This is a genomic window from Streptomyces sp. CRN 30, assembly GCF_034105845.1.
The window spans coordinates 1-11,364 of the sequence record NZ_JAVRHI010000505.1; the positions used below are offsets into that span (position 1 = coordinate 1).

General features: G+C 68.8%; 7 protein-coding genes and 3 pseudogenes. 4 read left to right on the forward strand and 6 right to left on the reverse strand.

Going from position 1 to position 11,364, the window contains the following annotated elements; translation table 11 throughout:
• Positions 1 to 213: 213 nt before the first annotated feature.
• Positions 214 to 411: a hypothetical protein gene (locus UW392_RS57205; RefSeq protein WP_320783448.1), complete on the forward strand. Its 198-nt coding sequence runs from the start codon at positions 214 to 216 to the stop codon at positions 409 to 411.
• A 40-nt stretch (positions 412 to 451) separates the two neighbouring features.
• Here the strand turns inward: UW392_RS57205 and UW392_RS57210 are convergent, their stop codons facing one another.
• The 3 genes and pseudogenes from UW392_RS57210 to UW392_RS57220 form a co-directional block, all read right to left on the reverse strand.
• A complete protein-coding gene (locus UW392_RS57210; RefSeq protein WP_320783449.1) occupies positions 452 to 625 on the reverse strand; it encodes an ATP-binding protein in 174 nt (57 codons plus the stop codon).
• A gap of 100 nt (positions 626 to 725) precedes the next feature.
• A pseudogene (locus UW392_RS57215) lies at positions 726 to 1,094 on the reverse strand (helicase); the annotation flags it as partial.
• Between the two features lie 319 nt (positions 1,095 to 1,413).
• The gene (locus tag UW392_RS57220) at positions 1,414 to 4,338 is read right to left on the reverse strand and encodes an NACHT domain-containing protein (RefSeq protein WP_320783419.1); all 2,925 of its coding nucleotides are present in this window, start codon (positions 4,336 to 4,338) and stop codon (positions 1,414 to 1,416) included.
• 108 nt (positions 4,339 to 4,446) lie between these two features.
• Here UW392_RS57220 and UW392_RS57225 point away from each other — a divergent pair, with 108 nt between their 5' ends.
• Both UW392_RS57225 and UW392_RS57230 read left to right on the forward strand, forming a co-directional pair.
• Positions 4,447 to 4,656, forward strand: a complete 210-nt coding sequence (locus UW392_RS57225; RefSeq protein WP_320783420.1) for a hypothetical protein — start codon at positions 4,447 to 4,449, stop codon at positions 4,654 to 4,656.
• Positions 4,657 to 4,885: 229 nt separating this feature from the next.
• Positions 4,886 to 5,092: a helix-turn-helix domain-containing protein gene (locus UW392_RS57230; RefSeq protein ID WP_320783445.1), complete on the forward strand. Its 207-nt coding sequence runs from the start codon at positions 4,886 to 4,888 to the stop codon at positions 5,090 to 5,092.
• Between the two features lie 109 nt (positions 5,093 to 5,201).
• Here UW392_RS57230 and UW392_RS57235 read toward each other — a convergent pair.
• Positions 5,202 to 5,378: pseudogene (locus UW392_RS57235) on the reverse strand (DUF6207 family protein); the annotation flags it as partial.
• Between the two features lie 467 nt (positions 5,379 to 5,845).
• Here UW392_RS57235 and UW392_RS57240 point away from each other — a divergent pair.
• A pseudogene (locus UW392_RS57240) lies at positions 5,846 to 8,902 on the forward strand (amidohydrolase family protein).
• A 413-nt stretch (positions 8,903 to 9,315) separates the two neighbouring features.
• Here UW392_RS57240 and UW392_RS57250 read toward each other — a convergent pair.
• Both UW392_RS57250 and UW392_RS57255 read right to left on the reverse strand, forming a co-directional pair.
• Positions 9,316 to 10,104, reverse strand: a complete 789-nt coding sequence (locus tag UW392_RS57250; RefSeq protein WP_320783423.1) for an enoyl-CoA hydratase/isomerase family protein — start codon at positions 10,102 to 10,104, stop codon at positions 9,316 to 9,318.
• Entirely contained in the window at positions 10,101 to 11,357 is a 1,257-nt protein-coding gene (locus UW392_RS57255) for a cytochrome P450 (RefSeq protein WP_414497580.1), read from the reverse strand. Before UW392_RS57255 ends, UW392_RS57250 begins: the two co-directional genes overlap by 4 nt.
• Between the last annotated feature and the right edge of the window lie 7 nt (positions 11,358 to 11,364).

The following is an 11,364-nucleotide window of genomic DNA, read 5'->3' on the forward strand; positions in this document are numbered from 1 at the left end:
CATCGAGCAACAGAACCGGCCGCTCTGACCTGGGCCGAGGTGAACAGTGCGGATCCGTGCACACAGCTGAGATCAGAGCAGCTCTCAGATTCGCTTCACCACCGGGCTGAAGCCCGGTGCACTGCGAATAGTCCCGGTAGCCGGGCACGATGCGGGGGTACGGCCGCCGGAGCGGCGCGTCGGGGCGGCTGTCGATGGTGGAGACTGCCTGCCATGAGCACTTCGCGCCGTCGACTCGGCTCCGTCCCGCACGATGTCCCGCTCGTCCCGGCCGCCGCCGGTCCGGCCTGCAGGCTGCTGCCCGTCGAGCGCATCGCGGCAGATGCCTCCGTGGGCGCCGGGCACCAGGACGTGACCGCCGGCTCCGCCGGACGTCGGACGCTGGGGTCGGGCCCGGCTCCCCGGCGGTAAGGCGTCTGAGCCGCACGTCCCACTCGTCCGGGATGCGGCGTCAGCCGGCCAGAGCGATGCGGGCGGTGATGCATTTGCCGACCGGTTCGCGTCGTACGTCGAGGGCGTGGGCCATGGCCCATACGATCTCGAGGCCGTGGCCGCCGATCCTGGCAGGGTCGGCGGGCCGGGCCGTGGGGAGGGTGGGGTCGCTGTCCCACACGGTGACGTCCACGTCGGTGGGGGTGATCCGCAGCTCTATCAGGCTGGGGCCTGGCGCGTACCGCCCGTTGCTGGTCGGACAGCCACCTGCCCAGAGGGAACCCGCCCCCGCGCCAGGCGTCCGTCGCGGTGTCCGTGGCGCCCTCGACGTGGTTGTACGGGACCACGAGGTGCCCTTCGCGGTCCCGGAAGGCGCTGGCGGCGCGGCGGCCGGCATCCCAGTTGGCGTGTTCCGGGCTGATCACGTTGTACTGCACGAACCGCGCGAAGACCGCGGGGTCGCGCAGTGTGCTGAACCGCAGCAGCACCCGCCCGTCATCCGCCTCGTCGTCCTCGGGCTCCTCACCCAGCCACGACGACTCCGCATCGACGCTCGGGGAGTCGTTCTGCGGAATAGCCAGCATCTCCACGGCACGTTCATCATGCGCCCGAAGACCAGCCAGCACTTTCACCAAGGGCCCGTACGAATCGGAATACGGCATGTCCTTCTCCGGGATTTCCTCCTCTCCCAGGAGAATCGGCACGATCAGCGTGGCGAGTTTCCCCTAGCTCGGTTTCTGCCGCAGAGCGTGCCCAATGGCCTGGACGATATCGAAGGCTGATCCTTTCGGATCGATCAGGGCAACGGAATCCACGCTCGGAACATCGATTATCTAGAGGTGGGGAGAGCGTGAGCCACGTTTGTTCTGGGTGGTAGGAAGCGCGTCTGGCAGGGGACGATGCGGCGAGGTTCCCCAGCCCTGACGAAGCTGTACGGGAGGCAGGCAGGTTTGCGTGCGCGAGCCTGGCCCGAGGGGCGGCTCAGGTGCCTGCGGTTCGCGGCCGCGGGTATAGCCTGACTGTGTCCGTGGTGAATCTTTCCAGGCCGGTGACCTTGCTCGCATAACTGATGGAGACTTGGAGCCCATTGATCCGGCTCAGGGGAGCGATGTCGATTGTTTCGGGTTGCCTTCCTTGGCAGTTGATGAGGAAGCGTTCGAGGTTGGGGAAGAGGTCTGGCACAAGGTCCAGTTGCGGGTCGGAATCGGGCGCTAGGCGGAGATATGTGACGCTGTTCATGGGAACCGCGCGGTTAAGGTCGTAGTCCGAAATATAGAGCTCTGCCAGATGAGGGAGCGTGGCAATTTCTTGCCATTCTGTGTTTTCGGGCGCGGAGTTGACCGTTAGTTCTTGTAGTTGCTGCCATGCGGAGACTCCGGCCAGGCGTGTGCCGATCCAGCCGCCTAGGGCTATTGAAGTGAGGCTTTTTGGCGCGGGCAGATTCGCCAGGCTCGCCCAGGGCAGGCGGGTGTAGAGGGCAAGGGCGGTAAGCTCGGGCAGAGAATCCAGTGCGTTGAAGGAAAATTCGTCCGGAAGGTGAAGGAGGCGCAAATTTGTAAGCGGTAGCCCCGCAAGGTCTTCTACATGCGCCAGTTGGGTGCATTCGGAGAGAGCGATCTCATCCAAAGCAGGAAATTCGCGGACGAACTTTAAGTCTGTCAGCAGCTGGCCTGAATAGATTTCCAGCCTATGGGTGTGTTCGGGTGAGAGGTACTCGACGATCTCGTCTTCGGTGAACGCTTCTCGAAAAGCGATGCTGGTGACGGGTTTTAGGAGGCGGAGCGCGTTGCGCTGGTCACGGGTGTGTACCTCTAAAGGCAGACGTTCCCGGAAGGGGAGCAGGATGTCGCGGGCGTATTCGTCCGCGCCGAAGTGCTCCCAGGCCCGGGATAGCGCGAAGGGCTCTGAGCCAGGCGTCAGGGACTGTATGAAGCGGTGGAGGAAGGCATATGCATGGTCGCCGCCGATGGCAGCGGCAGTTTCAATTACGGGGCCCACTTCATCCTTTTCCAGGTCTTGGGGTCCCGGTAGCAGGTCCAGGATGCCTGGCCCGAGCGCGGCAAGTTCCTCCGCTTCCTCCTGGGAGCGGGGAGGCATCAGGACGCGTGCACGCTGTTCGACCAGTCTGCGGACGGCAGGTTCGATTTCGGTGGCGTACTGCAGGCTGGCGGCCGCCAGGAGATGGAGTCTGTTCCTGTGCTCGACCTCGGCGTCACCGCGTTCGACGAGGCGGCGGAGCAGATCAGCGCTTTCAGTCGGCCTGGCATGGGCGATGGCCATCCGTACGACGTCCTCCCACTGGTCGTCATGGGCGTTGTTGACCAGCAGCGGGAAGTCATGGGCTTCGATGGCGGCTTTGGCCCCGAGGTAGTCCTGGAAGGTGCGGTGGACGAAGTCGATGGTGTCCGCGGTGGGCTGGCGCAGGAGCCCGCTGCGGCCGACCAGGTGCGTCAGGACTTGGTCGGCCGTGCCCTGGTCTGCCACGGCCTGCATGGCCGGCAGTGCATCGTCGACCAGGGCCAGCGAGGTGGCACGTTCCATCTCGGTCTGGCGGTTGCGGATGAGCCAGTAGGCCAGACGCTGCAGTAGCTGGATGCTCTGGTGTTCGGTGAGCTGAATGCCTTCAGGGACGTCGATGCTGCGCTCGAGGTCACGGCGTACGAGCAGCATCGACAGCGCCGCCTCGTACAACTCCATGCGGCTGTGGGGCAGATGGCCGCGGCGGTCCCGGTGTAGCGCGCAGATCAACGCACACATCAGGGGTGTGCTGGACAGCTGCGCAAGGTCACGCTGAGCACGCACCGTGACCTGGAGGGCCGCTTCGAGATCGTGCACCTGTGAACGTTCGACGTCGGTCGCCGCATTGTGTCGCGCTGCGGTGTGCCACCGGTGAACGAAGACTCCGGTGTCGGAGGCACTCATGGGCCGTACCGACAGTTCGGTGAAGTGCGACGAAGCAAGCCAGCCTTCAGGCACAGCAGACGGACGCGTGGTGACCACGAAGAGCGCGTCCCTGTAAGCCGCCAAGAGCCGCTCGAGCCAGTCCCGTGTGGCGCCCCGATGCTCTTGAGGAACCTCGTCGATGCCGTCGACCAGGACCAGCGCCTCGCCCCTGTCGAGTACGGCATCGGCCCAGCCTTCAGGTTGTGAGGCGGCCAGGGGTGTGCCGACCGCAGACAGGAAATCGTGTGGCTCCGGAAGGGGCCCATGCCTCATCAACGTCCGCAGCGGCAGGACGAACGGAATGCGCCCCCGCCAGTCCGCCAGTTCCTCCGGTAATTCATCGCGCGCCGTGGCGACAGCCAGCCACTGCAGCAGTGTCGTCTTTCCACTGCCGGCAAGCCCCCGCAGAAGAACCCGTCGACAGTTGGCCAACGCGTGCTCGGCACGCTTCACCACGACGGATGGCCGGTCTGCTTCCCCACCGCCTGCAGGCCAGTCCTCTGGCCGCTCCGCCAGTTCCAAGCTCAAGTACGCCGCGTCCAGCGGCCAGTGCGCACGTTCCGGTCGGCTCAGATCCAGCCCTACGACAGTCAGCTGTGAATGCCGTTCCGCCACGTAGCTGAGGTACCGCTCCTCGAACGAAGGCTGTGTTCTCGGCCGCACAGGCCTGCGGACAACTCTCTGCGGATAGCTATCACGCACCTGCGGTATGCGCGCGGCGGCGTGGCGTAAGACCAGCAATGGCTCCGCGTCCGTGCCCAGGGCCTTCGCCAAGGCCACCAGCGTGGCCTCGGAGGGCACCACTTGACCGTTCAGCGCCTGGCTGACCGTTGTCCGCCCCAGCCCGGTCCGCTGCTGCAACCCGCCCATCTGCAGACCCCGCTGCGCCCTGAGGGTGCGCAGCCGCAGCGCGAGCTCCGCCAACGGATCTTCTTGCCCGTCCCCCATGTCCTGCTTCTCCATCTCTCGGGCGACCGTCTTCGTTCATCTTCGTTCGCCTTGAACCCCGGTGAACACCGGAACCGCGAAATTCCTTGGAGTCGTCGTCATCGATCACTTGGGGAAGAAGGCATGAACACTCCATCCATCCACCTGATGCTCCTAGTCCTCCTCCTGGCGGTCGTTGCGCTCTTCTGCGCCCTTGTAGGAGCCGCAGCTGGCCTGCTTGCTCGCATCGACGGAGCCACCTACGCCGGCGCCCTGCTACGGGGTGCCGTGGCTTTCTCGGGCAGTGCCACCCTCTCTCTGGCACTGCTGACCTTCGCCCTGGCAGCACTGTGAACGGCGGATGCGCCGCACTTCGAAGGCGCGCGTGGCCTCGGTACGGCGGTGCTTTCCGCGACGGTTAGGAACACGACCTCGTTCATGGGGTGCTGCCTGGCGGGCCTGCTCGGTGGCGGGGGCGCCGGGGTGTCCTCCCATGGGGCAGGAGTGTCTTCGGCGGGCTCGCCCAGCGTGCGGAAAAGCTGCTCCTTGCGCCGGGCCAGGTTCTCCCGGTCGACTTCTACCAATCCCGCCGTCTGGTCCATCCCGACAAGTCGCCTCCGTGATGCGCGTCTCCCAAATGACGGTCTACCGGCTGGTCCACAACGGCCACCTCCCTGCCATCCGCGTCGGCCGGGCTTTCCGGGTCCGGGACCAAGCGGTCCACGAGTACCTGCGCGAGAGCTACCTGGGTGTGGAAGTCGGCGGCGAACGACCGAGCGACGGTGCGTAGAACCTAGCTCCATGTCCCGTAGGCACACTGGGCGAGGCTTTGCCGGGCCGGTGCCCGCGCCGTTGCTGACGGGATTGTCCTGGTCGTTGTCGGGGTGGAGGTCGAGGAAGAGCCGTAGCCGTACGCCGGGTTCGCCGGGCTCGTGCACCGTGCGTTCTGCCGCGGCGATCGCGCACTGGGCGGCGAGCAGCTCCTGGACGGCGAAAGCGGTCGCGTCGTCCAGGGCGGCGACCTCCACCACGGCCAGACCCGGCCGCGCCACGTGTGCCTCGCTGATCGATCTCATGCCCGCTGCCACGCGCCACGGCCCGCCGGCAGTTCGCCAGAGAGCGGTCTGTCACCCGATCGGGGCGCCGGGGCGGCGGTGAAGGCGCGCACGGGACATGAGCCCGGTCCCCAGAGGAGCTATCCCACTGGGGGTGGGTGTCTGCCGCCGTTGCCGGCGGGCACGAGAATGCTGGGCGGCTACCGGGCCAGCTCGACGGTGACTACGTCGTCCGGACAGTCGGCCAGTTCGCTGGCCAGCGCGGTCTTCTCCGCGGGGTCCACGGACAGACGGAACCGGGTCTTCACCACCACCCACAGCGTGTTGTCCTGCGTTCCGCGTTCGGGGGTTCTGGAGTCCCTGCCGGGCTGAAGGTGCAGTTCAGTGGGCTGGAGGCTGGTGACGCGGGCAGATTCGCCTAGAGACGCAACTCTGCTGATTCACCTGCGTTGACCTGGAGTTGCTCCGTAGGGTCTGGAGTCGTGTACGTGAAGACGACGAAGCGGGAGAACAAGTCCGGCACGGTCCGGTACCTGCACCTGACCCACAACGAGTGGGATCCGGTGAAGGGCCGGGCGGTCCCGAAGGTGCTGTTCTCGTTCGGCCGTGAGGACGACCTTGACCGGGACGCGGTGAAGCGTCTGGTCGCGTCTCTATCGAGGCTGCTCGGACCGATCGAGGCACTGGCGTCGACCGCGGCGGGTGACCTGAAGTTCGTCTCCTCGGTCCCGTTCGGCGGTACCTACGTCCTCGATCATCTGTGGCGGCGGCTGAGGATCGGCAGGATCGTCGGGCAGGTCGGGCAGCCCAAGCGGGGCCGGCGCTGGGACATGTCGGCGACCGAGCGGGTGCTGTTCTCCATGGTCGCGAACCGGGCCCTGGCCCCATCGTCCAAGCTGGCCGCCGCGGACTGGGTCACGCACGACGTGCATGTCGACGGCCTTCCCGCCTGCGGCGACGACGCCTGCTACCGGGCGATGGACTGGCTCCACGAAGTCCGGGACGACCTGGAGAAACGGGTGTTCGATGAGGTCGCCAACCTTCTCAACCTCGAGGTCGACCTGCTGTTCTTCGACACCACCAGCACCTACTTCGAACTGGAGGAGCCTGACGAGCCGGCCGCCCGCGACGACAAGGGCCGCCCCCTGCCTGCCGAAGACGACACTCCCGCCGCCGCAGACGACAGTGGTGACACCCCGGACAAGGCCAGGTTCCGCACGTTCGGCAAGTCGAAGGACTCCCGTGACGATCTGCCGCAGATCGTGATCGGGATGGCCGTCACCCGGGACGGGATCCCGGTCCGCGTCTGGTCCTGGCCCAATGCGGTTGCCTTTACGGCGCTCTGGCCCGGATCGAGAGGGCAAACCGACCTGCGGGCAGGCGAATGCCCTGGTCTCCCTGAGCATGCCCGTTCCCAACTACCCCGACAAGCTCTACGAGTTCGACTCGACGCGCTCAACGCGCTGTGGGTCATGCCGATCGGCCGTCGCCCGCGCAAGCTTCTCCAGGCCGACCCTGCCGCCTACGTCCAGATGCCGTCCTGGGCACCGGACGGCCGCAGCCTCCTCTACTCCTCCGAGGGCGGCCCAGACGGCAACGGACTGATCGGCGTCCACCGCCACTGGCTCGACGAGGACCGCGACGAGATCATCGCGAGCGGCGGCCGGCTCAACGCCGTACTCTCTCCCGACGGCACCAGGCTCGCCTGCCAGGACACCGCCGGCAGCCTGCTGCTCAAGGACCTGACGACCGGCACCGAGAAGGTACTCGTCAAACCCCTCGGCGCCAACGGGCTGCCCAGCAGGCCCACCTGGTCGCCCGACGGCCGCCACGTCGCCTTCTGCGACCGCAACCGGCTCAACCAGCGGTTCCGCGAGGGCTACAACCTCATCCGCGTGGTCGACACCGAGACCGGGGAGTGGACCGCCCATCAGCCCCTCGCACACGCCTCGCTCTCCGACCGGGGCAACGCGGGCCCGGTGTGGTCCCCTGACGGTCGGCGATGGCATTCGTCATGGAGTCCGCGCTGTGGGTCCTCCCGGTCCACGCGGACGGTTTCCCGGCCGGCGACCCCCGGCGCGTCACGGACGGGGCCGCCGACCACTCCTCGTGGTCCGGGGACTCGCGGACCCTGCTCTACGAGGCGGCGGGCACCCTCAGACTCGTGGACCGCGACGGCACCCACGACCGCGCCCTGCCCGTGCCGCTGTCCTACCGCCAGCGGCTGCCGTCCCGTTCGGATGTCACCCGGGTGCACGCCGGACGGCTGTGGGACGGCACGGGCGACACGGTCCTGGAAGACGTCGACATCGTCATCCACGGCAACCGCGTCGCCGCCGTGGAACCCCACCGGGCCGGCCGTCCCTCGGCCGGCGAGACCCTCGTCGACGCCTCCGCCCCCACCGTCGTACCGGGACTGTGGGACTCGCACACCCACCCCTGGCAGTACCACCTACGGCGGCCGGCAGAGCAGCCTCATGCTCGCCTACGGCGTCACGACCAACGTGTCGCTGGGCGGCTTCGCCCACGAGGCCGTCCGGATCAGGGAGTCCGTCCAGGCTGGCCGCATGGCGGGGCCGCGCCTGTTCGCCACCGATAAGCTGATCGACGGCAGCCGCGTCGCCTACAGCATGGGGCGGGCGCACCGCACCCGTGACGGTGTCAGGCGCTCCCTGGAACGGGCCACCGCCCTGGACCACGACTTCGTCAAGACCTACGTCCGTGCCTGCGCCAGGACCATGCGCGAGGCGGCCCGCACCGCGCACGACGAACTCGGCGTACGTTCCGGCAGCCACTTCCTGTCACCGGGGGCCGGTGTCGGGCAGGACCTCACCACCCACCTGTCCGCCACCCAGCGCAAGGAGTACGGACACGCCCACTCGCCGACGGGCCACTCCTAACAGGACGTCGTGGAGACCTACCGGGGCGGTGACTTCAGACTCGTCTTCACCCCGTTCACGGCCATCGCCCTCCTCTGCGCCGCGCCCGAACTGGCCGATGACCCCAGGGTCACCACGCTCATGCCCCCGTGGGACACCGCGCTCGTGGACCGTTACGCGGCGACCCCGCCGACGGAGTCGGCAGTGCGGGCCGTCGCCGACGAGATGGCCGTCTACCGGCGCCTCCTCGACGAGGGCGGCACGCTCGCCCTCGGTGCCGACGCACCGCTGGCGCCCATCGGCCTCCACGTCCACCTGGGGCTGCGCGCGCTGCGCTCCCACGGATTCTCCGCGGCCCAGGCCCTGCGCACGGCCACCGTCGTACCGGCCCGTGTCTTCGGTGTGGCGGACGACCTGGGCACCGTGGAGCCCGGCAAGCTCGCCGACCTCACAGCCGTCGACGGCAACCCCTTCGAGTACTTCGACGACCTGATCCGCACCACCTGGGCCATGCGCGACGGCATCGTCCACCGCCGGGACGACCTGGTCGGCGCGTACGCCACGGCCGCGCGTCGGCAGTCGGACGCCGATCCCACCGACTGGCTCGACATCAGCCGCCGCCTGCGCCGGGAACCCTGCTGCGCGGAGCATGTCTTCGACATCTGACGCACACGCACGGCTCAACCCACCGATCCGGGGCAGCATCTGACCTACCCGCGAGAGGTGGCACAGAGCGCGCCACAACTCGCATCGGTCTTCCTCCCTCGTGTTCTGGTCGGATGCCGCCCAGAACACGAGGGAGGGCGACCTGGCGGCCGCCCTCGCCTACAGCACTCCCGGCGGAGGCTGCGTGGTCCGCCCCGGTCCCGCCGGCCGGCTTCGTCGGCGCACCTGGGCAAGCTGCCGCACCAGGTCATCGGATACCGGCGGCCGGTACGTCGCTCCCGTCTCCGTCCTGTCCCGGCGAGGGCGGATTCGACCTCGCCGGAGTGCGGTGCCACCCCGTCCTCGACGTCGGCGCGCTCCTCGAAGACCGGGCTGTCGTCGTACGGGAGTGAGCGGGCCGGTCCCGTCCGGTGTCAGCCGTCCCGACGGCCTGCGTGTGCCCGGGACAGCACCGAGGCGAGGAGATGTGAGTCGACCGGCGTGGCGTCGGTGACGCGGTCCGCGCGGGTGTAGCCGGCCAGCATGCGTTTGGTCAGGAGCAGCGACTCGGGGTCGCGGCGGGACAGCGGGCGGGTCCAGGCGGTGACGGCCGCGTCGAGCCGGTCGGGCGGGGCGATCCGGTGCAGGATGCTCAGGCGGTGGGCCGTCTCGGCGTCGAACTCGTCGCAGGTGAGGAAGAGTTCCCGGATACGGGCGGCGCCGGCCTCGGTGATGAGCCGGCCCATCGCGCCGCCCCAGGCCGGGGGCAGGCCCACGCCGACCTCCGGCATCCGGAAGCGGCAGGTGTCCGCGCCGACGCGCAGGTCGCAGTAGGCGGCCAGGGCGAGGCCGGCGCCGATGACGCCGCCGTGGAGGCGGGCGATGGTGACGGCGTGGGTGTTCTCCAGGGCCTGGCAGAGGCGGTGGGCCTTGTCGAGGGCGCGGCGCAGGGCGGCACCCGTGGGGTCGCTCTCCGCCAGCGCGCGGAACTCCTGGCGGTCGGCGCCGAGGCAGAAGTCCTCGCCGGTGGAGGAGAGCACGAGGACGCGGAGGTCCGGGCGGTCGTGGAGGCCGTGCAGGACGTTGATGAGGTCGTCGATCGCCGCCGTGGTCAGAATCGACGCGCCGTCCGGGGTGAGGCGGACGTGCAGGACGCGGCCGTCCTCCTCGGTGGTGAGCGTGGCGGGGGAGTGCGCGGGGAGAAGGGGGAGCGGGGTACTCATGCGAGGGCGAGGTCCAGGTTCGACAGGCGCCGGAAGGCCACGCGAGGGGCTCTCGCGGGGCGGCGGGCGAGGGTGAGTCGGGGGAGGCGTTCGACGAGCCGGCGCAGCAGGGTCTGGGCTTCCATGCGGGCCAGCGGGGCGCCGAGGCAGTAGTGGATGCCACTGCTGAAGGCGAGATGGGCGGTGCGGCGGCCGGGGTCGAACTCGTCGGGGGAGAGGTGTTTCGCCGGGTCCCGGTGGGCGGCGCCGATCAAGAGGTGGACCATCTCGTCGGCACGGACCCGGTGGGCCTCCAGAGGGAGGTCGCGGGCGGCGACCCGGCTGATCACGTGGATGGGTGGGTCGTAGCGCAGGACCTCCTCGACGAAGGCGGGTATCAGGTCGGGGTCGGCGGCCAGCCTGCTCCACCACGCGGGGTGTTCGGTCAGCAGCAGTGTCATGGTGGACAGCAGTGTGGAGGTGGTCTCCAGGGCCGCCAGGAGGACGAAGAGGGACAGGAAGTAGACGCCTTCGTCGGCTTTCTCCCGGTCCGGTTCCGTGGCGTCCCAGGTGCGTATCCAGCGTGATACGGGGTCGTCGCCCAGGTGGGTGCGTCTGTGCCGGATCAGGTCGTGGAAGTAGGCGCGCAGCTCCGCCATTGCCGCGTCGGACCGGGCGAGCTGGCTCGCGGTCGGCAGCAGTTCCTGGGTGAAGACCTGTTCGTGGGTCAGTTCGCGCAGCCGTGGCCAGTCGGTGGACGGCAGGCCCAGCCAGTACCCGACGGTGGCGACCGGCAGCTCCTCGCTGACCGTGGCGACGAAGTCGGCCCGGCCGTCCCGGAGCCGTTCGGACAGGGTGTCCAGCAGGCCGTCCACCAGCCGGCGCACGGTGGGTTCCAGGCGCTGGACGGTGCCGCGGTCGAAGCCGCCCGCCACCCGCCTCACCCGGGTGTGCTCCGGCGGGTTGAGGGCGGGCAGCGTGGCGCTGATCTCCCGCGCGGACGGGGCGTTCCAGCGGGTGCCCAGTCCCTGCCGGCGCCGCCAGGCGCGGTCGGGCTCCAGCCAGTCGGGGCTGCGCAGCAGGCGGTCGCAGAGGTCGAAGGAGGTGACGAGGTAGCCGCCCCAGGGGGCGGGGGTCACCCCGCCCCTCGCCCGTAGCTCCGCGTAGCTCGGGAACGGGTCGGCCTGGCCCTCCGCCGTCCGCAGACGGGAGAAGAGGGCGACGGCCGCCCGACGGTCGGACATCTCGGCTATCGGGGTGGTGGCACTCCCCACGGTGGCG

Coding starts and splice junctions, on each gene's coding strand:
- UW392_RS57250 (WP_320783423.1), bottom strand. CDS start 10,104: ATGAGTACCCCGCTCCCCCTTCTCCCCGCGCACTCCCCCGCCACGCTC.
- UW392_RS57205 (WP_320783448.1), top strand. CDS start 214: ATGAGCACTTCGCGCCGTCGACTCGGCTCCGTCCCGCACGATGTCCCG.
- UW392_RS57225 (WP_320783420.1), top strand. CDS start 4,447: ATGAACACTCCATCCATCCACCTGATGCTCCTAGTCCTCCTCCTGGCG.
- UW392_RS57220 (WP_320783419.1), bottom strand. CDS start 4,338: ATGGAGAAGCAGGACATGGGGGACGGGCAAGAAGATCCGTTGGCGGAG.